Source organism: Rhodococcus sp. IEGM 1366 (genome assembly GCF_033142425.1).
In the GTDB taxonomy this organism is placed as follows: domain Bacteria; phylum Actinomycetota; class Actinomycetes; order Mycobacteriales; family Mycobacteriaceae; genus Rhodococcus_F; species Rhodococcus_F globerula.
The window spans coordinates 82,792-103,289 of the sequence record NZ_JAWLRZ010000010.1; the positions used below are offsets into that span (position 1 = coordinate 82,792).

The window sequence follows — 20,498 nt, forward strand, 5'->3', positions numbered from 1 at the left end:
TTTTCATCACTGCTAGCATTGAACTAGAACATGTTCTACCTGCAGCATTTCACTGACCTGCGCATTACCCAGCTTCACGAGAGGACTTGCTTCGCGATGACGACAGTCGAGGTACCGCACAGCTCGCGATCGGCGGTACTCACCGTGTCCGGAGTCGTGGAAGAGACTTCGGACGCCCGGTCGCTGGTATTCGAGATCCCCGCAGACCTGAAGGGCAAGTTCGACTACAAGCCCGGACAGTTCCTCACCCTGCGCATCCCCAGCGACCAGACCGGTTCTGTTGCCCGGTGCTACTCCCTGGCCAGCTCACCGTTCACCGACGACGCCCCCAAGGTGACCGTCAAGCGAACCGTCGACGGCTATGGCTCCAACTGGCTGTGCGACAAGGTTCAGGTCGGCGACACCATCGAAGTGCTGCCGCCCTCCGGTGTGTTCACCCCCAAGTCGCTCGATCACGATTTCCTGCTCTTCGGCGCGGGCAGCGGCATCACGCCGGTGATCTCGATCCTCAAGTCCGCTCTCACCCAGGGCAGCGGCAACGTTGTCCTCGTGTACGCCAACCGTGACGAGAAGTCCGTCATCTTCGGTGCAGAGCTTCGCGAACTCGCAACGAAGTACGCCGGTCGCCTGACCGTCATCCACTGGATCGAATCGGTCCAGGGACTCCCGGTCGTTTCGCAGCTGGCAACGCTGGCCAAGCCGTTTGTCGCCTACGAAGCCTTCATGTGTGGCCCCGGCCCCTTCATGGACGCCGTGCACAACGCACTCGCCGAAGCCGGCATGCCCCGCACACAGGTCCACGCCGAGGTCTTCAATTCCCTCGCCGGCGACCCGTTCAAGGACGTCGAGCTCGCCGAGGTCACCGACGAGGAAGCTGCCGACGCCGCCACGGTCGAGGTCGAATTGGACGGCGAAACCCACACACTCGTCTGGCCGCGCAAGCAGACCCTCGTCGACATCATGCTCGCCAAGGGCCTCGACGTGCCGTACTCCTGCCAGGAAGGCGAATGCGGCTCCTGCGCCTGCACCGTCACCGAAGGCGAAGTGCAGATGGACAACTCCGAGATCCTCGACGCCGAGGACATCGCAAACGGGTACATTCTCGGATGCCAGGCAAAGCCTGTCTCCGACAGCCTCAAGATCGAGTTCTGACACCGGATTCTTCGATACTGTTCGGCCCCTGAGTCCCTTCGGATTCGGGGGCCGAACCGTTTTCCCCGAACACCGAATTCTCCCCGAACACAGTGTCCGGGCGTGGCCGCATCTGCCACAAAGCAACAATTGCCGCGGCGCTGACCAGGATGAAACCCTCCCGCAAGATCGCACCGACCGGCACGAGCAGCACCGACGCGTCCATCAACTGCTGTCCCATACTCGGTCCGCAATAGACCACCACCAGAGCTGCAACAAAAACCGCGACACCACGACGCGAACGCAGCCGGAACAGTATCGTGACCGCCGCCGGGATCAGGTACACCCAGTGATGAATCCAGCTGATCGGCGACAGAATCGGCGCGCTCAACCCGATCACCAGTGCCGCGTCGACGCTACGGCCGTCGAGGTATATCCGCCTCGCAATCCACAGTGCCGCTGCGCCGACCAGCACGATCAACGGCATCACCACCGCATCCGTCCAGGAACCCAGCGCAGCCAGAGTGCCCTGCAGCGAGCCGTTACCCGAACTGGCAATCGCCTCGCCCGTAAGATCCACGCGGCCACTCAAACTCCACACGACTTCGGTCCAGAAGGTTCTGCTCAGCGCCGGATCAACCAGTGCGGCAGCAACAGTGGCAGCGGCCGCACCCACTGAACTCCAGATCGCCAGTCGCCATTGCCGTGTCACCACGAAGTAGACGACGAACAACCCCGGAGTCAGCTTGATCGCGGTCGCAACGCCGATCAACAGTCCACGCGGGAAATACCGGCCGAGAATCGAATTGTCATCTCGAGTGATGTCGAACAGCACCAGTGCCATCAACAACAGATTTACCTGACCGAATGAGATGTGCGCGCTGACCGTCGGTGTCACCGACACCCCGATCAGAAGTGCCGCCATCACCAACGGCCGCAAGCGAACCCACCTCGGAGTGAAGCGCGCAACCGTCCACGCCACCAACAGAATGCACAGAAGCGACCACAGAAGGTACGCAGTCCACCAGTCGAAAAACGCTGTCGGCCACAACAACAACACTGCAAACGGCGTGTAGGTGAACGGCATTCCCTCAGGCTCGATCATCGGACCGAACAAGTTCCCGGAATAGATGTCACCGCCACTGGCAAACTTCTCGACAGCGTAGCGATAGACGAGGAAATCGACAGGTTCGACGGCTCGCACGACGTACACCAGATATGCCAGCACCACGCATGCTGCCGCGAGCATCGACGCGATGGTTGTCGCTGTAACTAGTCGAGCTGAGGAGGCCTGCACCTCTCGATCGTGTCACAGACCCTTACGGCAAAGTCTCACACCGGCGCACGGAGCGACCGAAAATGCGTCCGCTCCTCCGCACTGAGGTGCTCACACGCATAGCTCAATGCGGTACGACCCATGTCGTGCGCATGCAGCTCCAGGAACCCGGTCAACAAACCCCGGTCGACGCGTTTGCCCACCTCACGCAGCATCCAGCCCATCGCTTTCTGCGTCAGATCACGACGATCGTCGAGGACGGACGCCGCGAGCTCGAGAGTTGTCGACGCGTCGCCCCGCGTGATGAAGCCGTACGTGGTCAACAGCGCCACGCGCCGACGGCACAGGTCGCCCGAATCCGAGAGCTCGAACACCAGGCTTCGGTTCCGCTCGAACAACCATCCGCCGAGAATCTGACCGGCCGACGAATCGACCAGGTCCCAGTTGTTCACCCGCCCACGCTCCACCGCGTCGAGGTAGAACTCGGCGATCGTGCGTCGGGCTTCGTCGTCGAAAGACCGCTGCTTACTTGACTTCTCGAACTGCGTCACCAGAATCAACAGGCCGGCGAGACGATACTCGTGAACGTCGCTGTCGAGCAGTACACGCACTTCGCTCAACTCGAGACCGCCGAACCGCTTGACCACGGTCCGTGTCTTGGGCACCCGAACACCGATGAAGACGTCGCCCTCGCCGTACTCCCCCGGCCCGGTCTTGAAGAACCGCTGAAGGTGAACAGCATCCTTCGGATCGGACAGGTCGGCCAATGCCTCGCCCACCGCACGAGCACTCAGATCACCCATGTCGACACGATCTCACAACTCACAGCGTCCTCACATCTAACGCCCCAGGTAGGCACAGCCTGGTCGGCAACACTGAAACCATGCTCACAACTGCACTGGCCTTCACCACACTCACGCTGATGGCGCTCTCCGGCCACATCGCAGCCACCGCCCCGCGCGGCCTGGTCGCGGCCCGCACCCCTGATCACAAATCTTGAAACAAAGTCGAACTTGACCGGACGTGGAAAGTAGCCGGCTCCGACACCGCGTGAAATCTAATCCTGTCTGGTTGGATACCGGGATGGAATACAAGTTTGTCGGGCCGAAGGCGTGGCGCGCGATCACCAAAGCGATCCAGACTGCAGGTCCGCGGTATGCGGCGGTGGCATTTCTGGGCAGCGATGCGCCCAAACTGATGCCACTGACACTCGGGGACGTGCTGGTGACAAATGCATCGGATTCTGCCGTCCGCTCGCACTCCACCAGCCCCCAGGCCATCGAAACGTACCTCGCGGCGGGCGTAGAGGTGTGGTCCTCAGGGGCATTGCACGCCAAGGTGATTGCCACCGCAGAGCGCGCAGCGATCGGATCGGCGAATGCTTCTGCTCGCTCCTCGCGGCGAACGAACGAGGCTTCGGTCATCTCCGGTACCGACGCGATGATCGCCTGGACACGTGCCTTCGTCATTGCTGAGAAATCGGCATCAGAACAGGTCACTGCGCAGGATCTGCCTCGCCTGAACGCGCTGTGGGCTGACGGGGCAGATCAAGACAACGACCGTTTTGGCGTTCCGGGAATCAACACCTCCGCCGACGAACTGGTCACCACGTCGGATGCACGGTTTTTCGTATGCAACTACGGCGAGGTCGATGTCGACGAAGTCGCCAGCAAGGAAATGAACCGGATTGTCCGGCGCGCGCATCGCTCGACAAATTTCGGCACGGACTGGCTCGTCTTGGAGGACGGAGACGAGTTCCGGATCGATGACGTGCTTTTCCTCTGGGACGATGACGGCCTCGAAGCCCCTGTTGTCTTCATAGACGTACCAAGAGATCAGGCTGACGGAAGCCGGTACCAGGCATACCGATACCGCACTGATCTCGACTGGAAATCGTGGGACGAACTGGAGGAGGCACTCGATTCGTCAAACTACCAACGACTCCTCCCTGACGACCTGTACATCGAAGGAGATTTGTCGTACTGGAATGCCGATCTCGCACGTGCGTTGCTCGATGTGTGGGACTTGACTGCTCCATTGCCGACACCACGAATCGTCTACGACCCCGAACTTGTGCCTGCCGGCCCAGCATCGCGATCGGATGCGATCCCACACCGTGCACCCCGGTTTCGAAAGATCGCACGGCTCGCACCCGAGTCGCACCTATGATCACAAATCTTGATACAAACCGGCTCTGCCTGCGGGTAACTGCAACCCGAATGCAATTGTCGGAGAGTTGAACTCGACCTCAGGAAGGCGTCTACTCGAGAGTGAAAGAATCTTTTCGCTCGAGGAGGTTTCGCCATGAAGTCGTGGAATCGAATGCAGGATGCCGTAGCCGTGGTTCTCGGTGTCTTTGCCGCACTGTCGCCGATCTGGTTGACCACCAACGACCGGGCTATGTGGTCACTGATCGTCCTGGGTGTGCTCGTTGCACTCGCCGGCCTGGCTCACATGGCACGACCGGACATGGCCGTCGCCGACTACGCGATGGGTGTCTTCGGCGTTCTGATGTTCATCTCCCCCTGGGTCATGAACTTCCACGCCCTCGAAGGCGCAGCCTGGACAGCCTGGGTTGTCGGAGTCCTCACCGTAGTGGTGGCAGTGAGTGCGATGCCGATGATGGCCGCCAGAATGCATCACGGCGACCACGGAGTGGCCGCCCACTGAGTACTCAGGCCCTGATTGCTCCCAACAACCGTCCGGCGTCGAATGCTTCAGCACTGGACGGAAGGCTGCCGGGGCGTCCGCTCACGAACACCTCGACCGTCCCGGAACCAACTGAAGTGTCCATCTCAGCTGCGTCGATACGGCGCAGTGTCTGCCTTGCGACGGCCTCGGCGCTGTCGAAGAGCAAGACGCCTTCGGGCAGCGCGGCAACAATCTCGTCCCGCAACAACGGGTAATGGGTGCAGCCAAGAACAACACCTTGCACACCGTCTGGTGTCCGGGCCGCGGCGTCGCTGATCGCGGCCAAGGCGCCCGCTCGGTCGCCTCGGTCGATGGCGTCGGCGAGGCCGTGGCACGCGACGCCGACTACCTCGGTTCCATCCGCGAATTCCGCGATCAGATCTGCTTGATAGCGGCTGGCCGTGGTTGCCGCCGTAGCCCAGATCGCCACCGACTCACACACGGCAGCCGCTGGTTTGATTGCCGGTACCGTCCCGATTACGGGAATACCAGGCCCGACCAGCTCGCGGACATGCTCGAGCGCCGTCACACTCGCCGTATTGCATGGCAGCACGATGACCTCGGCGCCCCGGTCGAGACTTCGCGCCGCAGCACCGAGCACCCGGTCGATCACCCACGGCGCAGGCTTCGGCCCCCATGGTGCGCCGTCAGGATCCAGGGACAACACCAGATCCAATTCGGGACGCAGGCGGCGAAGCCAAGCGGAAGTCGGGAGCAAACCTAGACCCGAGTCGATGAGCGCAACGATCACCGAACAAATCTAGCGTCCCGAACCCGACCGAGCCGCATCAGCTCGCCCGCCTGTCCATCAACTCACACTGCTGCGGCTTCCAACACTTCGGCGATCGGAGTACCCGCAGCGATCTTCGCGCGCATCTTCATCACCGCCGCAGGACTGCCACAGCCGACTACAGCTGCCAACACTCCGTCACGCTCGTAGTAGGCGACAAACTTGCGGCCGTCGTCCTTGACGATATGCACCTGATCAGTGGACGACACCGTTCCCAGCGCCTGAATCTTCACGTCGTATTGATCGCTCCAGAAATACGGAACCTGCGCGGGCGCATTCGCGTCACCGGTACCGGTCAACGCCCCGGCAAGAATCTTTGCCTGATCCCCGGCGTTGCTCCAGTGTTCGACGCGCTTGCGCGCTTCCCCGATCGTCCATGCGGCCACGTCACCGATCGCCCACACGTTCTCGACACTTGTCCGGCCCACCGCGTCGCACAGCACTCCGTTGCCAAGTTCGATCCCGGAATCTGCAAGCCAATCCGTCACCGGCAATGATCCGACGCCGATGGCGACCACGTCGACGGCAATTTCGGAACCGTCACCGAGAACAGCGGTGTCGACGACGCCGTCGCCGGACAGAGTCTCGAGCCCGACGCCAACCCGGACGTCGATGCCCGCGTCTCGGTGCAGTCGCTCCACCAGAGCACCGACCGTCGTGCCGAGTACCGATGCAAGCGGTGTCGGTTGCGGTTCGAGCAGAACGACGTCAACTCCGTGCGACTTCATGCTCGACGCCAATTCACAGCCGATGAAGCCGGCACCGACGATCAGCGCTCGCTTGCCCGGCGCAAGGTCCGCGCGCAGAGCGAGTGCTTCCTCGATGGAACGCAGGACGTGCACGCCTGAAAGCTCAGGCAGACCGCCGATGCGCCTTGGGGTCAGTCCCGTGGCGATGATCAGATCGTCGTACGTCAGCTCCGAACCGTCGGCAAACGCGACGGTCTTGGATGCGGTATCCACCGAGAGTGCTGGTGAACCGAGCTTCAGGTCGATCGCGTTCTCGGTGAAGAACTCCGCCGGACGCAGAGTCGTCTCGTCCTTGTCTCCCCGGATGACTTCCTTCGACAGCGGCGGACGGTCGTACGGCAGATGCGCCTCACCGCCCGCGAGGACTATCTCGCCCTCGAAACCGGCGCGCCGCAGCTCCTCCGCGGCTCGTAGCCCCGACAAACCTGCGCCCACGATCACAATCCGTGCCACCACACACCCACCCGTCTGATCTTGCGTCACTATCGGCGCCCACTATGAGAGCCGTCACGTATTCACGTCAGACTCTGTCATACCAAATTCGGACGTAGGTGTGGTGCACCCGCTGGGAAGCAGCGGTTGTCACTAGAGTTAATGACAGGTGAGACGCACACACTGAAACTCGAGCAGGGAGCACCGCATGACCAGCGATTCCAGTGGAAGCAGCAGCGTCCAGTTCGGCGCGGACGGTGGCGCCGCGCTCCACAGCACGCAGGGCAAAACGATCATTGCGGACGCCGTGGTCGCCAAGATCGCCGGCATAGCCACCCGCGAGATCAACGGCGTGTACGACGTCGGCGGCGGTACCGCACGCGCTGTCGGCGCACTCCGCGACCGCATCCCTGGTGCACGCGTCAATCACGCGCAGGGCGTGGCCGTCGAGGTCGGCGAGAAACAGGCCGCGATCGACATCGGAATCGTCGCCGAATACGGCGTCGCCCTCCACGAGTTGGCACTCGGAATCAGGCGCAACGTCATCGCGGCCGTCGAAAGAATGACCGGCCTCGAAGTCACCGAAGTCAACATCACCGTCTTCGACGTCATGCTCTTCGGCGAATCCGAGAACCCGGGCACCGAAGCGGAAGCGAAGCCGAGAGTTCAGTGAGCGGTCCCGAACGGATCGATCTCGGTATGGCAGCCGAAACCGTCGCCGACGCCGCGCTGGCGGTTCACGGTGTCGCCGCACTGCACGGCGGCGAGTTCGGCGAAGTCGGAACCTACCTCCCGGGCAAGCGCGTCACCGGCGTGGTCATCGACGAAAACGGTTGCAACGTACACATATCCGTCGCTTACCCGGCAAACGTCATAACTGTCGCGCAGCACGTCCGCGACGCGGTCGGGCAGGTCGTCGACGTACCGATCACGGTCACCGTAGGCGACGTCAGCCACCCTGACGATGACCGCGCACCCCTCATCGAAGAAAGGAACTGATGTGAACAGCACGACAGTCGGCCTGCTGGTCGGTCTGCTCCTCGCCCTCGCCGGAATCCTGGGCGGGTTCAGCGGATTCCTTTTTGCCGTCCTACTCGGAGCAGCCGGTATGGCGATCGGCGCGCACCGCGACGGTCACCTCGACCTCGGCGCCATCCTCCGAAGCCGTGGCCGTGGCTGAGTCCACCACACCCACCCCCTCGATGCCGGGCACATCAAAACCCGGTCCTGTCGAGCCTGAGGTCGATCCCGGCCTTCGCGGCGTACTGGTCATCAAGGACCGCGCGATGTCGAAAATCGCCACAGCCGCCGCGATCACGGTCCCCGGAGTTGTCCGGCAAACCGGCGGACTGAGCAAGTTGACCGGACGGGAACTGCCGCGGGCAGACATCGCGATGGGGTCCGACGCCGTATCCGTCAATCTCTTTCTTGCGGTCAACTGGCCGTGCTCTGTTGTCGAACTGACAGGTCGCGTGCACAACGAGGTCGCCACGAGTGTCGAATCCCTCACCGGCTACCCGCTGCACGAAATGAACGTTCTGATTGCGGCAACCACGGTCCCCGAAGAGGGCGCCGTACCGGGCATCAGCATTCCCGAAGACACTGCCGAGCAACCGGTTTCGCAGTGGACTCCCCCTCGCACGCCTGCCGCCGCACCCGCCGCAGCGGTATCGGCAGTAGTGATCGCGTTCGGACTGCTCGCGCTTGCTTTTGTGGTCTCACGTGAATGGTTCATCAATCGCGGCACCTTCGAATCTGCGCCGTGGATCGCGAACTCCGTTGAATGGGCATCACGATTGCACTGGCAGACGTGGCTACTACCGACGGCAATCGCAGCGGTAGTCGCCGGGGTCGTCCTGATCATGACGGCGATGAAGCGACGTGCTAAAACCCATGTGCCACTAGGGAACCCGAATGCCGGTACCGTCTGGATGCGCCCGACCGACATTGCCCGCATGTGCAGCGGACAAGCCGCAACGGTGCCCGGCGTCGAACGCGCCCACACCACCGTCGACCGCAAACACGCCAAGGTCCATATCGATACCGTCGGCGGGGATCGCGACGCACTGATCACGGCCGTCGAAACAGCAGTTCAACCGCACCTCGACGTCCTACAGCGCCCCGTCCGTCTGACCGTTCTCGCCCGAGAAATCGCAGCAAAGCAGAAGGTCGAATCGTGAACCGCTACATAGCCGCGCTCGACCGAATCGTTGTGCTGATCATCGGCATTGCTCTCGTCGTCGCCGGTGCGTACATCATCGCCTGGGATGCCGGCGTCCGTCTGATCCGGACGTGGGTGTCACGGCTGGATCGACCGACACTCCTCGGAATTCCCGAGCAGCCCTGGTGGCATTGGGTTCTCACCGGAACTTTTGTCTTCTGCGTGATTGCCGGCTTCGGCTTGCTGTATCTCAATCTTCGGCTGCGCCGCGCCCGAGCAATAACGCTCCGACATGCACAGTCCGGCACCGAAATCAGTGTTGATCTCGGTCCGATCGCCGATGGTGTTGCAGCTGAACTCGCACATTTGCCCGGTGTCCGTGCCGCTAAGGGACGAGCCACCGTAGACCGTGGGCTCCCGACACTCTCCGTAGTGGTCAACGCCGATCCCGGAATCAACGTCGTCGACTTCACCACCCGCGCCGAGGACATCGCGTCGACAACGCGCCGCAACCTCGACGGTTCTGATGTTGCGGTGCAGGTACTACTGCACCTAGATCGAGTGGACGCCGCGCAGTAGGTCTGGCTCCGGTTCCCGAGCAGGCAGACCACCACCGCAAAACAAGTACAACAACAAGAAAGGCGCTCACTCCCCGAAGGGAATGAGCGCCTTTCTGTGCGGAGCTATGAATCAACTAGCAAGACAAGAGTCTCACTTGATGATCTTGGAAACCTTGCCGGCGCCGACCGTACGGCCGCCTTCGCGAATTGCGAAGCGCAGGCCCTCGTCCATGGCGACAGGCTGGATGAGCTTGACGGACATCTCGGTGTTGTCACCGGGCATGACCATCTCGGTGCCCTCAGGCAGCGTCACGACGCCCGTAACGTCCGTGGTACGGAAGTAGAACTGCGGGCGGTAGTTGTTGAAGAACGGGGTGTGGCGGCCGCCCTCGTCCTTCGACAGGATGTATGCCTGGCCCTCGAACTCCGTGTGGGGAGTCGTGGTGCCCGGCTTGACGACAACCTGTCCACGCTCGACATCTTCGCGCTTGATGCCACGAACGAGCAGTCCGACGTTGTCGCCGGCCTGGCCCGAGTCGAGCAGCTTGCGGAACATTTCGATGCCCGTGACGGTGGTCTTGGTGGAGGTCTCCTTGATGCCGACGATCTCCACCTCCTCGTTCACGTTGACAACGCCACGCTCGATACGACCGGTGACAACGGTGCCACGGCCGGTGATCGTGAAGACATCCTCGACAGGCATGAGGAAGGGCTTCTCGGTCTCACGAACCGGAGTCGGGATGGACTCGTCGACTGCAGCCATGAGGTCGAGGATGGACTGGGTCCACTTCTCGTCGCCCTCGAGTGCCTTGAGTGCCGAGATCGGGATGACCGGGGCGTCCTCGTCGAATTCCTGAGCGGCCAGCAGTTCGCGGACCTCCATCTCGACGAGCTCGAGGATCTCTTCGTCGTCAACCATGTCGGCCTTGTTCAGGGCGACGAGGATGTACGGAACGCCAACCTGGCGAGCGAGCAGGACATGCTCGCGCGTCTGGGGCATCGGGCCATCGGTGGCTGCAACGACGAGGATAGCGCCGTCCATCTGAGCCGCGCCGGTGATCATGTTCTTGATGTAGTCGGCGTGACCCGGTGCATCGACGTGCGCGTAGTGGCGCTTGTCCGTCTGGTACTCAACATGCGAGATGTTGATCGTGATGCCACGAGCCTTTTCCTCGGGAGCCTTGTCGATCTGATCGAAGGCCGAAGCCTCGTTCAGGTCGGGGAAAGCATCCGCAAGCACCTTGGTGATGGCCGCCGTCGTCGTGGTCTTGCCGTGGTCGACGTGACCGATGGTGCCGATGTTCACGTGCGGCTTCGTCCGCTCGAACTTCGCCTTCGCCACTTTTGTCCTCCTGGACTGATAATTGCTTGCCGTATGCAGCAGTGCGGTTGGTTATTACTTGGTCGTGCTTCGTGCCGAAAGCAACCGAGGTTACTTACCGGCGCGGGCTGGGGAGCTCGCAGTACTTACTACTTACTCGCCCGTCGCCTTGGCGATGATTTCCTTCGAGACGTTCGCGGGAACCTCTGCGTAGGAATCGAACACCATGGAGAAGTTCGCCCGGCCCTGGGTCCTGGACCGCAGGTCACCGATGTAACCGAACATCTCCGAGAGCGGAACCAGCGCCTTCACGACACGGGCACCACTGCGTTCCTCCATGGCCTGAATCTGGCCACGGCGGGAGTTGATATCGCCGATCACGTCGCCCATGTACTCCTCGGGCGTTGTGACCTCGACAGCCATAAGGGGTTCGAGAATGACGGGGCCGGCCTTGCGGGCGGCTTCCTTCAGCGCCTGCGAACCGGCAACCTTGAACGCCATTTCCGAGGAGTCGACGTCGTGGTAAGCACCATCGAGCAGCGACAGCTTCAGGTTCACGAGCGGGTAGCCGGCGAGAACACCGTACTGCATCGCGTCCTGTGCGCCTGCATCCACGGAGGGGATGTACTCGCGCGGGATACGTCCGCCGGAGACCTTGTTCTCGAATGCGTAGGTAGCACCGTCTTCGCCCACGAAAGGCTCCAGAGCGATGATGACCTTTGCGAACTGGCCCGAGCCACCCGTCTGCTTCTTGTGGGTGTAGTCGTGCTTCTCGACCGTCTTGGTGATGGTCTCGCGGTACGCAACCTGCGGCTTGCCGACGTTGGCCTCGACCTTGAACTCGCGACGCATGCGGTCGACGAGGATGTCGAGGTGGAGCTCGCCCATGCCGCCGATGACGGTCTGACCGGTCTCGTCGTCGAGTTCGACCGAGAAGGTCGGATCCTCTTCGGCAAGCTTCTGGATCGCGACGCCCAGCTTTTCCTGGTCGGACTTGGTCTTGGGCTCGATGGAGACCTGGATGACCGGTGCGGGGAACGACATCGACTCGAGGACGATGGGGTTCGCCTGATCGCACAAGGTGTCACCGGTGGTGGTGTCCTTGAGGCCGATCATCGCGTAGATGTGGCCGGCTACGGCCTCTTCTACCGGGTTCTCCTTGTTGGCGTGCATCTGGAAGAGCTTTCCGATGCGCTCCTTCTTGCCCTTGGTTGCGTTGAGCACCTGTGCGCCCGGATCGATACGACCCGAGTACACGCGGACGAAGGTCAGCTTGCCGAAGAACGGGTGAGCAGCGATCTTGAAGGCGAGAGCCGAGAACGGCTCTTCCTTGCTCGGCTTGCGAGTGATCTCTACTTCTTCGTCATTGAGCTTGTGTCCGACAACCTCGCCGATATCCAGCGGGTTCGGCAGGTAATCGATGACTGCGTCGAGCATGGGCTGAACGCCCTTGTTCTTGAACGCGGAGCCACAGATAACCGGGTACAGCTCGGAAGCGACCGTCATCTTGCGGATGGCGCCCTTGATTTCCTCGACCGTGAGCTCTTCGCCGCCGAAGTACTTCTCCATGAGAGCTTCGTCGGACTCGGCAACGGTTTCGAGCAGCTTCTCGCGGTACTCTGCAGCCTTCTCGACGAGATCCGCGGGGATCTCTTCGATGGTCGGCAGTGCACCGGTCGGAACTACGCCGCGCCACGTGATGGCACGCATCTCGACCAGGTCGACGACGCCGTCGAAGTCGTCCTCAGCGCCGATGGGCAGCTGGAGAACGAGCGGCTTCGCGCCGAGACGGTCGATGATGGTCTGCACGGTGAAGTAGAAATCCGCGCCCATCTTGTCCATCTTGTTGACGAAGCAGATACGCGGAACGTCGTACTTGGCAGCCTGACGCCACACCTGCTCGGACTGCGGCTCGACACCCTCTTTACCGTCGAACACAGCAACTGCGCCGTCGAGCACGCGCAGCGACCGCTCCACCTCGACCGTGAAGTCGACGTGGCCGGGGGTATCGATGATGTTGATCTGGTTGTTGTTCCAGAAGCAAGTCACGGCGGCAGACGTGATCGTGATGCCGCGTTCCTTCTCCTGCTCCATCCAGTCCGTCGTCGACGCACCGTCGTGCGTCTCACCGATCTTGTAATTGACACCGGTGTAGAACAGGATGCGCTCGGTGGTGGTGGTTTTGCCGGCATCGATGTGCGCCATGATGCCGATGTTGCGGACCTTGTTCAGGTCAGTCAGCACTTCCTGTGCCACAGGTTTCTTCCCCGCTCGTTGCTTGGTTTTTCGGGTGTCGGCCGTATCCGGTGTGTTCCACCGTCAAGGCCATGGTCTTTCAATTATGTCTCTGCCGCGGCAACCCGACCACCTCTGTCCGGAATTAACCGGCCGATGTGATCAGGTCGCCAACGGCGACAGCGTCGGAGCACCCACCCGATGGCAGTTGCTCCGACGCTTACATCACCAGCGGTAGTGGGCGAATGCCTTGTTGGCTTCGGCCATCTTGTGAGTGTCTTCGCGACGCTTCACAGCTGCACCGAGGCCATTGCTGGCATCGAGGAGCTCGTTGGCGAGACGCTCGACCATGGTCTTCTCACGACGTGCACGCGAGAAGGTGACCAGCCAGCGCAGTGCCAGCGTGGTGGAACGACCGGGACGAACCTCGACCGGCACCTGGTAGGTAGCGCCACCAACGCGGCGGCTACGAACCTCGAGTGCAGGCTTGACGTTGTCCAGGGCGCGCTTGAGCGTGACGACCGGATCGGTGCCGGTCTTCTCGCGTGCCTGCTCGAGAGCCTGGTACACGATTCGCTCTGCGGTGGACTTCTTGCCGTCCAGCAGGATCTTGTTGACGAGCTGCGTCACCAACGGGGAACCGTAAACCGGGTCGTTGATGAGCGGGCGCTTCGGAGCGGGGCCCTTACGTGGCATTAGCTCTTCTCCTTCTTGGCGCCGTAGCGGCTGCGTGCCTGCTTGCGACCCTTGACACCCTGGGTGTCGAGGGAGCCGCGGATGATCTTGTAACGGACACCCGGGAGGTCCTTCACACGACCGCCACGGACGAGCACCATGGAGTGCTCCTGAAGGTTGTGGCCTTCACCGGGGATGTACGCGGTGACCTCGACCGAAGTCGTCAGGCGAACGCGAGCGACCTTACGGAGAGCGGAGTTCGGCTTCTTGGGGGTGGTGGTGTACACGCGAGTGCACACGCCACGACGCTGCGGGCTGCCCTTGAGGGCTGCCGTCTTGACCTTGGCGGTCTTGTCGCGGCGACCCTTGCGGACCAGCTGGTTGATGGTTGGCATTTACCGGCTTTCTACGTCGGAACAGACTGCTCGAAGCAACCTTGGCTGTTCTGAAATTAGGGATCTAGCAGTTGGAGCAAGATAGCTGCTGCTCCTCACCCACCTCTGATACTGCTGCGCTGCGCAAATGCGCCTCGCTCTGCACCCGAGGTCGGGCGTGTCGCATACCCCCACACAGGCAGCCGGATGCTCGTTCTGAAGCAGTAACTGCTCGAACGTGCGCACGGCAATACCTAGCTAGGCACACAGATCGGCCCGGGCATGCCGGACACGACCCATAACGATACCTGCCAGCGTGCTATGTGGTCAAAATGAGCCTGAAGTGATACGGAACTCACAGCAACGACCAGGTTCGACAGCAGGTTCAAATACTGACGTTGAGCGTCAGTTCTCCAAGTTTAGTGACTCCCGCGCACGCATCCATGCCGCCGACCGGCTGGCGCACCCACCAACCGAACACTCCCCCGGCCGGAGCGCCGGCGGTGATGCCACAGCTTTGTGGATCCGCCGGTTGCCGCACGAGGTAGGCGTCACTGCCCTTGACGGTGATCTTCTCGACCACATATCCGAGATGCTCGAATGCGGCGACCTCGTGATCGGTGGTGCCGGTCTCGAACCAGTTGAACGTGACATGGACCGGACCTGCGCCGCCAACCCCGTCCCACCGACAGATTGCCCCGTAGAACCCACGGTCGACGCCGTCGGCGCCGATTGCCGCCGCGATCTGCGGGTCGGACACCGCTTCACATTCCTGCAGGATGTTGGCGAACTTCTCGCTGCCACTGCCCTGATAGCCGCCCTCGGCCAGCGGCGTTCCCGTCACTGTCGAACCGCACCCCGTCAGCAGGATCAACGACGCGCCAAGCGCCGCCGCCCGGGCGCGACTCACTGTGCCCTCGAGACAGTGAGTTCCATCAGGCTCTTCCCGACAACACACGGATCGGCAGGCGGGGCGACAAGCCCGGAGTTCGCGGAGCCGTAGTTCACCGACCAATGGACAAAATCGCCCCCGAAGGAAATACCCAACTCGCACAGAACGCCTTCTCGCGACGCGATGAAACCGGAGTGGCCCTCGATCGTGATGTCGGCGGCAGGTCGACCGAGAAGGTCGGAACCGGCGCGCTCGCGGCCGATCGGGCTGCCGCGGTACCAGGAGAACGCGACGCTTGGTCCCAACGAACCGGCAACCGTCCATTCACAGCCGACACCGTTTCTGGTGACATCGGTGAACGCGAGCCCGAAAGCCGCGACCACCTCCTCATCCGTCACCGATCCGCATTCTGCGAACATCGGACCGGGATCGGTTGCTGCCTGGGCGGTGGGCGCTGAACCTGTGGACTGTTCCGCTGTGCCGTCGTCGGCCCCACAGCCGGTAACCGACACCAGCACCGCAGCAGCGACCACCAACGGGGTACTGAAGGACAGGGCTCTGCGGCGCGGCATGCAGGTGACTGTACTTCCGGGATCAGAGCTGCGCGATCACGACACCGGCGCTGACACACGCACGAGAGTCGAGTCGAGTTGCGCCGCCCACGTTCTGACCACCTCGGACCGTCGACGCGAGTCGTCGGTCAAGACATCTGCCAACCCCAGCCCTCTGGCAAGGTCAAGGGTCGCCTGCACCAGACGGTGCGTCGTCGGATCTGCGTCGTCGGCGCCAAGACTCTCGACGGCCATGCGGTGCGCGATGCGCCCGAACCGTTCCTCGAGTGGCAACACTCGCGCTCGCAAGTCCGGGTCGGAAGCTGCCGCCGTCCACACCTGAAGTGCTGCCTTGAACAGAGTGCCGGTGTAGTACTCGACCAATCGGGAGATGATCGCCTCGGTTCGACCGGCACCCGCGGGAAGGTCGGTGGACTCTTTGCGTGCCTGATCCATTCGGGCGTCGAACATCACCTCGAGTGCCGCGGTGATCAGGTCCTCACGCGTCGGGAAGTGGTGCTGCATGGCACCACGGGATACCCCGGCCCGCTGCGCGACGACACTCATCGTCGTTGCACCCCATCCGAGTTCGGCGAGACACTCCACCGTCACTTCGAGCAGGTGGGAGCGCGTGACTCGACTTCGGTCCTGCTTGGGTTCTCGAGTCATCGCGCCGCCATCCCTTCTACTGTGCGTTCTGTTGTGCCCAGGCTGCTGGACGCTTCTGCAAGAAAGACATCATGCCCTCACGAGCCTCGTCAGAGGAAAACAGCCGCGCCGACTGCGCGATCATCTCCTCGCCGTCTCGGTCGAATCCGGCCAGGACCTGCCTGGTCGTGAGCCATTTCGATTCGGCCAGCCCCTGTGGCGAGCACTGACGCAATGTGACCAAGAGTTCAGTGATCGACTCAGCGGTGCCCTGCGACGCTTCCGTCACCAGCCCGATAGCGTGGGCCTCGTTCGGTCCGAACTTCTCTCCGGTGAGCAGGTACCGGCTCGCAGATCGCTGGCCGAGCCTCGGTAGGACCGTGAGCGAGATGATGGACGCGGCCAACCCCAATCGTGATTCCGTCACCGCGAAGGTGCTCGCCGGTCCGGCGACGACGATGTCGCACGCCCCGACAAGACCCATACCCCCGGCCCGGACGTGACCGTCGATGCGCCCGATCACGGGCTTGGGCAGCTCGAGAATGCTGCGCAAGAGCGTCAGCATCCCCCGCCCACGCTCTTTGACTGCCTCCTCCGGAGATACGGACGACCCGGATGCTTCACTGAGATCGGCTCCCGCACAGAATGTTCCACCGGTGTGGGTGAGCACCACTGCTCGAACTGCCGGATCAGCGGCCGCCGACGTCAGTCCAGCCTGCAACTCCGTGACCAACCGCGTCGAAATCGCGTTGCGGTTGTGTGGTGAGTCGAGAGTGATCGTGGCCGCACCACCGGATACTTCGTACCGTACGTATGGCTTGTCCTCGTCCGTCATGCTTCGCCCTTTCCAGTGAGACCGTCTAGTAAGACCGAGGCAGACCGAGAGAATGCTGCGAGACGAAGTTGAGGATCATCTCGCGGCTCACCGGCGCGACACGGGCGATACGAGCCGCGCCGAGCATGGCGGCCAGTCCGTATTCCTTCGTCAGACCCGCCCCGCCGTGCGTCTGGATCGCCTGATCGAGTGCCTTGATGCTGGCCTCGGCAGCCGCGTACTTCGCCATGTTCGCGGCTTCGGCAGCACCGAAATCGTCACCACTGTCGTAGAGGACCGCGGCCTTCTGCATCATCAGCTTGGCGAGCTCGAGTTCGATCTTCACCTGCGCGAGGGGATGCGAAATACCTTGGTGGGCACCGATCGGCGTCTTCCACACCGTGCGCTCGTTGGCGAACTTCACCGCGGCGTTCAGGGCGTAACGGCCCATTCCGATGGCCATCGACGCACCCAGGATGCGCTCGGGGTTGAGACCGGCGAACAACTGCATCAGGGCGGCATCGGCTTCGCCGACCAGAGCGTCGGCCGGCAGCCGTACATCGTCGAGGAACAAGATGAACTGGTGGTCCGGCTCGATGATATCCATCTCCATCTGTGTCTTCACGAATCCGGGAGAATCCGTGGGGACGATGAACAGAGCGGGCTTGAGCTTGCCGGTCTTGGAGTCCTCGGTGCGCGCGACGATGAGCACTGCGTCAGCTTGATCGACGCCCGAGATGTAGATCTTGTTGCCGCTCAGGATCCAGTCTTCGCCATCCCTGCGTGCCGTCGTCGTGATCTGGTGTGAGTTCGAACCCGCGTCGGCCTCGGTGATTCCGAACGCCATGATCTTGGAGCCGTCGGCGAGGCTGGGCAGCCACTGCTGCTTCTGCTCCGCAGTGCCGTACTTGCCGATGATGGTGCCGCAGATGGCCGGCGAGACGACAACCAGGAGCAGACCGGCACCCTGCGCCGCCAATTCCTCCTGCACCAGCGCGAGTTCGTAGATGCCGGCACCGCCGCCGCCGTATTCCTCGGGCAGGTTGACGCCCAGGAACCCGAGTTTGCCCGCCTCGTTCCACAATTCGGTGAGCGGCTCACCCTTGCGCGCCTTGGGCAGCACGTAGTCGACATAGTTGAAGCGCTCACCCAGTTTGGAAACGGATGCCCGCAGTTCCTTCTGCTCTTCGGTTTCGATGAAACTCATCATGCGTCCTCTTCTGTAGCGGGTTCTTCCACACGTGCGAGTACCGATCCGACCTCGACCTGCTGGCCGACGGCGACCGGAAGTTCTACCAGGACACCGGCTGTCGGCGCGGTGACGGTGTGTTCCATCTTCATGGCCTCTAGCCACAGAATCGGCTGGCCGGCAGTGACTGTGTCACCGAGTGCTGCGCCGAGGCGAATAACTGATCCCGGCATCGGAGCGAGCAACGAACCGGCGGCGACTTCCGCCGACGGATCGACGAAGCGCGGTGCTGCCGTCAACGCGACGGGCCCGAGCGAGGAGTCGACAAAAATCTCACTCCCGTAGGCCGCCACGTCGAACGAACGCCGAACTCCGCTCTGCTCGAGCACTACCCGGGTCGCAGTTGCCGATACCAGGCTCACGCCGTCGAACCCTTCTGCACTCAGCACGCCGCTTCGGCTCAGGGAGTAGCGGACGTCGTAGTCGCCCGACGCAGTGGAGTAACTCTTGCTCTGCGGCTGTGACGGGAGGTTGCGCCACCCGCTGGGCAAGCGGCCGATGACGCGCGCCGACGCCCGGTTGTGCGCGGCATCGGCAAGTGCCGCCGCCAGCGCCGAAAGCCTTTCGGCGTCGGTGTCGGCCAGAGGCGTTGACAACTTCTCGAGGTCATGGGTCTCGAAGAACGCCGTATCGGTATCCCCGGCAATGAAGGCCGGGTGAGCCAGGACATTGACGAGCAGATCGCGGTTGGTCCGCAGACCGTGAATCCTGGTGCGCGCCAGCGTCGACGCGAGCAGCCGGGCAGCTGCGTTCCGCGTCGGCGCGTACGAGATGACCTTGGCCAACATCGGGTCGTAGTGGACGCCGACAACACTGCCGTCGACGACGCCGGAGTCGAGGCGAACGCCCTGCTCACGCAGAACACTGAATTCTTGCGGGTCACCGGGCAACTCGATGTGGTGAACGGTTCCGCTCTGCGGTTGCCAGTTCTTGGCGGGGTCCTCGGCGTACAGGCGCACCTCGATGGAATGTCCGCGAATCTCCGGCTGCTCGTCCGGAAGCACTTCACCTGAAGCGACCTGCAATTGCAGTTCCACCAGATCGAGTCCGGTGGTGCACTCGGTGACGGGATGCTCCACCTGCAGGCGAGTGTTCATCTCCAGAAAAAAGAAGTCACCCTTTTCGTCTGCCAGGAATTCAACGGTTCCCGCACCCTCGTAGCCGATGGCGTTGGCTGCGAGCCGCGAGGCGTCGAACAGCTTGTCGCGCATGGCGGGGATGCGTTGCACGAGCGGCGACGGTGCCTCTTCGACCACCTTCTGATGCCGACGCTGGATCGAGCACTCGCGCTCCCCCACCGCCCACACCCCGCCGTGGCGGTCGGCCATCACCTGGACCTCGATGTGACGACCGGTCTCGAGGTAGCGCTCACAGAAGACAGTCGGGTCACCGAAGGCGGACTGCGCCTCACGCCGCGCTGCTTCCAGTTCGCCTTCCAGCGCCGACAATTCACGAACGACACGCATTCCGCGTCCGCCGCCGCCCGCCGACGCCTTGATCAGCACTGGCAGATGAGCTTCGGTCACCGCAGCGGGATCGAGTTCGGAAAGCACCGGCACTCCGGCGGCGTCCATGATCTTCTTGGACTCGACCTTCGACCCCATGAGCTCGATGGATTCGACGGGTGGGCCGATCCACGTCAGCCCCGCGTCGATGACGCTGCGCGCGAACTCCGCGTTCTCGGAGAGGAATCCGTATCCGGGGTGAATCGCGTCGGCGCCCGAAGCCTTCGCGGCGGCGATGATCAACTCGCCCCGCAGGTAGGTCTCGGCAGGCGTGTTACCCGGCAGGCGAACCGAAGCATCGGCTTCGGCGACGTGAGGGCTGTCGGCATCTGCGTCGGAAAATACCGCGACCGTGCCGATTCCGTTCTTCCGACACGTTGCGAAGACACGGCGGGCGATTTCGCCACGATTGGCGACCAGTACTGAAGTGATTGTCACGGCGTG

Annotated in this window: 22 protein-coding genes; 8 read left to right on the forward strand and 14 right to left on the reverse strand. The window is 62.5% G+C overall.

The window, feature by feature from the left end; genetic code table 11:
* Window positions 1-96: 96 nt before the first annotated feature.
* Window positions 97-1,152, forward strand: a complete 1,056-nt coding sequence (locus tag R4P64_RS27765; protein ID WP_092801912.1) for a ferredoxin--NADP reductase — start codon at window positions 97-99, stop codon at window positions 1,150-1,152.
* On the opposite strand, the gene R4P64_RS27770 is transcribed toward R4P64_RS27765, so the two are convergent.
* Window positions 1,136-2,380 (reverse strand): glycosyltransferase family 87 protein, encoded by a 1,245-nt coding sequence (locus R4P64_RS27770; protein WP_317823438.1) that lies wholly within the window; start codon window positions 2,378-2,380, stop codon window positions 1,136-1,138. The genes R4P64_RS27765 and R4P64_RS27770 overlap by 17 nt on opposite strands.
* A gap of 83 nt (window positions 2,381-2,463) precedes the next feature.
* Window positions 2,464-3,210 (reverse strand): DNA alkylation repair protein, encoded by a 747-nt coding sequence (locus R4P64_RS27775; RefSeq protein WP_317823440.1) that lies wholly within the window; start codon window positions 3,208-3,210, stop codon window positions 2,464-2,466.
* Window positions 3,211-3,490: 280 nt separating this feature from the next.
* Between R4P64_RS27775 and R4P64_RS27780 the strand changes: the two genes are divergently transcribed.
* Both R4P64_RS27780 and R4P64_RS27785 read left to right on the forward strand, forming a co-directional pair.
* Window positions 3,491-4,576: a phospholipase D family protein gene (locus R4P64_RS27780; protein ID WP_317823442.1), complete on the forward strand. Its 1,086-nt coding sequence runs from the start codon at window positions 3,491-3,493 to the stop codon at window positions 4,574-4,576.
* 135 nt (window positions 4,577-4,711) lie between these two features.
* Window positions 4,712-5,077, forward strand: a complete 366-nt coding sequence (locus tag R4P64_RS27785) for an SPW repeat protein (protein WP_033236413.1) — start codon at window positions 4,712-4,714, stop codon at window positions 5,075-5,077.
* A gap of 4 nt (window positions 5,078-5,081) precedes the next feature.
* Here the strand turns inward: R4P64_RS27785 and R4P64_RS27790 are convergent, their stop codons facing one another.
* Both R4P64_RS27790 and R4P64_RS27795 read right to left on the reverse strand, forming a co-directional pair.
* Window positions 5,082-5,849 (reverse strand): glutamate racemase, encoded by a 768-nt coding sequence (locus R4P64_RS27790; RefSeq protein ID WP_033236414.1) that lies wholly within the window; start codon window positions 5,847-5,849, stop codon window positions 5,082-5,084.
* A gap of 62 nt (window positions 5,850-5,911) precedes the next feature.
* The gene (locus tag R4P64_RS27795; protein ID WP_233366456.1) at window positions 5,912-7,090 is read right to left on the reverse strand and encodes an NAD(P)/FAD-dependent oxidoreductase; all 1,179 of its coding nucleotides are present in this window, start codon (window positions 7,088-7,090) and stop codon (window positions 5,912-5,914) included.
* 187 nt (window positions 7,091-7,277) lie between these two features.
* On the opposite strand from R4P64_RS27795, the gene R4P64_RS27800 reads away from it, so the two are divergent.
* From R4P64_RS27800 to R4P64_RS27820, 5 genes are read left to right on the forward strand one after another with little or no spacing between them, the layout of a single operon-like run.
* Complete coding sequence (locus R4P64_RS27800) at window positions 7,278-7,742, forward strand: Asp23/Gls24 family envelope stress response protein (protein WP_045070913.1); 465 nt, start codon at window positions 7,278-7,280, stop codon at window positions 7,740-7,742.
* Between the two features lie 26 nt (window positions 7,743-7,768).
* On the forward strand, window positions 7,769-8,068 hold the full coding sequence (locus tag R4P64_RS27805) for a hypothetical protein (protein ID WP_317542494.1): 300 nt from the start codon (window positions 7,769-7,771) through the stop codon (window positions 8,066-8,068).
* A 1-nt stretch (window position 8,069) separates the two neighbouring features.
* A complete protein-coding gene (locus R4P64_RS27810; RefSeq protein ID WP_033236416.1) occupies window positions 8,070-8,249 on the forward strand; it encodes a hypothetical protein in 180 nt (59 codons plus the stop codon).
* The gene (locus tag R4P64_RS27815) at window positions 8,236-9,249 is read left to right on the forward strand and encodes a DUF6286 domain-containing protein (protein ID WP_317823446.1); all 1,014 of its coding nucleotides are present in this window, start codon (window positions 8,236-8,238) and stop codon (window positions 9,247-9,249) included. Before R4P64_RS27810 ends, R4P64_RS27815 begins: the two co-directional genes overlap by 14 nt.
* Entirely contained in the window at window positions 9,246-9,809 is a 564-nt protein-coding gene (locus tag R4P64_RS27820) for a hypothetical protein (protein WP_033236418.1), read from the forward strand. Before R4P64_RS27815 ends, R4P64_RS27820 begins: the two co-directional genes overlap by 4 nt.
* 132 nt (window positions 9,810-9,941) lie before the next feature.
* Here the strand turns inward: R4P64_RS27820 and tuf are convergent, their stop codons facing one another.
* The 10 genes from tuf to R4P64_RS27870 form a co-directional block, all read right to left on the reverse strand.
* A complete protein-coding gene (gene tuf / locus R4P64_RS27825) occupies window positions 9,942-11,132 on the reverse strand; it encodes an elongation factor Tu (RefSeq protein ID WP_033236419.1) in 1,191 nt (396 codons plus the stop codon).
* 132 nt (window positions 11,133-11,264) lie between these two features.
* On the reverse strand, window positions 11,265-13,367 hold the full coding sequence (gene fusA / locus R4P64_RS27830) for an elongation factor G (RefSeq protein ID WP_033236420.1): 2,103 nt from the start codon (window positions 13,365-13,367) through the stop codon (window positions 11,265-11,267).
* 204 nt (window positions 13,368-13,571) lie between these two features.
* A complete protein-coding gene (gene rpsG, locus R4P64_RS27835; RefSeq protein WP_003941856.1) occupies window positions 13,572-14,042 on the reverse strand; it encodes a 30S ribosomal protein S7 in 471 nt (156 codons plus the stop codon).
* On the reverse strand, window positions 14,042-14,416 hold the full coding sequence (gene rpsL, locus R4P64_RS27840; RefSeq protein ID WP_003941908.1) for a 30S ribosomal protein S12: 375 nt from the start codon (window positions 14,414-14,416) through the stop codon (window positions 14,042-14,044). Before rpsL ends, rpsG begins: the two co-directional genes overlap by 1 nt.
* A gap of 364 nt (window positions 14,417-14,780) precedes the next feature.
* A complete protein-coding gene (locus tag R4P64_RS27845; RefSeq protein WP_317823448.1) occupies window positions 14,781-15,305 on the reverse strand; it encodes a DUF3558 domain-containing protein in 525 nt (174 codons plus the stop codon).
* Window positions 15,302-15,859 carry a DUF3558 domain-containing protein gene (locus R4P64_RS27850; protein WP_219112160.1) on the reverse strand — a complete coding sequence of 186 codons (558 nt, stop codon included), beginning with the start codon at window positions 15,857-15,859 and terminating at the stop codon, window positions 15,302-15,304. Before R4P64_RS27850 ends, R4P64_RS27845 begins: the two co-directional genes overlap by 4 nt.
* A 36-nt stretch (window positions 15,860-15,895) precedes the next feature.
* The gene (locus R4P64_RS27855; protein ID WP_033236422.1) at window positions 15,896-16,507 is read right to left on the reverse strand and encodes a TetR/AcrR family transcriptional regulator; all 612 of its coding nucleotides are present in this window, start codon (window positions 16,505-16,507) and stop codon (window positions 15,896-15,898) included.
* Window positions 16,508-16,523: 16 nt separating this feature from the next.
* Entirely contained in the window at window positions 16,524-17,321 is a 798-nt protein-coding gene (locus tag R4P64_RS27860) for an enoyl-CoA hydratase family protein (RefSeq protein WP_033236423.1), read from the reverse strand.
* A 25-nt stretch (window positions 17,322-17,346) separates the two neighbouring features.
* Complete coding sequence (locus tag R4P64_RS27865; protein WP_033236424.1) at window positions 17,347-18,507, reverse strand: acyl-CoA dehydrogenase family protein; 1,161 nt, start codon at window positions 18,505-18,507, stop codon at window positions 17,347-17,349.
* Window positions 18,507-20,492 carry an acetyl/propionyl/methylcrotonyl-CoA carboxylase subunit alpha gene (locus tag R4P64_RS27870; protein ID WP_317823449.1) on the reverse strand — a complete coding sequence of 662 codons (1,986 nt, stop codon included), beginning with the start codon at window positions 20,490-20,492 and terminating at the stop codon, window positions 18,507-18,509. The genes R4P64_RS27865 and R4P64_RS27870 overlap by 1 nt, the downstream gene beginning before the upstream one ends.
* Window positions 20,493-20,498: the final 6 nt, after the last annotated feature.

Excerpts from the sequence above, each read along its gene's own strand:
- R4P64_RS27765 (WP_092801912.1), top strand. The coding sequence starts at position 97 with ATGACGACAGTCGAGGTACCGCACAGCTCGCGATCGGCGGTACTCACC.
- R4P64_RS27770 (WP_317823438.1), bottom strand. The coding sequence starts at position 2,380 with ATGCTCGCGGCAGCATGCGTGGTGCTGGCATATCTGGTGTACGTCGTG.
- R4P64_RS27775 (WP_317823440.1), bottom strand. The coding sequence starts at position 3,210 with ATGGGTGATCTGAGTGCTCGTGCGGTGGGCGAGGCATTGGCCGACCTG.
- R4P64_RS27780 (WP_317823442.1), top strand. The coding sequence starts at position 3,491 with ATGGAATACAAGTTTGTCGGGCCGAAGGCGTGGCGCGCGATCACCAAA.
- R4P64_RS27785 (WP_033236413.1), top strand. The coding sequence starts at position 4,712 with ATGAAGTCGTGGAATCGAATGCAGGATGCCGTAGCCGTGGTTCTCGGT.
- R4P64_RS27800 (WP_045070913.1), top strand. The coding sequence starts at position 7,278 with ATGACCAGCGATTCCAGTGGAAGCAGCAGCGTCCAGTTCGGCGCGGAC.
- R4P64_RS27805 (WP_317542494.1), top strand. The coding sequence starts at position 7,769 with ATGGCAGCCGAAACCGTCGCCGACGCCGCGCTGGCGGTTCACGGTGTC.
- rpsG (WP_003941856.1), bottom strand. The coding sequence starts at position 14,042 with ATGCCACGTAAGGGCCCCGCTCCGAAGCGCCCGCTCATCAACGACCCG.
- rpsL (WP_003941908.1), bottom strand. The coding sequence starts at position 14,416 with ATGCCAACCATCAACCAGCTGGTCCGCAAGGGTCGCCGCGACAAGACC.
- R4P64_RS27850 (WP_219112160.1), bottom strand. The coding sequence starts at position 15,859 with ATGCCGCGCCGCAGAGCCCTGTCCTTCAGTACCCCGTTGGTGGTCGCT.
- R4P64_RS27855 (WP_033236422.1), bottom strand. The coding sequence starts at position 16,507 with ATGACTCGAGAACCCAAGCAGGACCGAAGTCGAGTCACGCGCTCCCAC.
- R4P64_RS27860 (WP_033236423.1), bottom strand. The coding sequence starts at position 17,321 with ATGACGGACGAGGACAAGCCATACGTACGGTACGAAGTATCCGGTGGT.
- R4P64_RS27865 (WP_033236424.1), bottom strand. The coding sequence starts at position 18,507 with ATGAGTTTCATCGAAACCGAAGAGCAGAAGGAACTGCGGGCATCCGTT.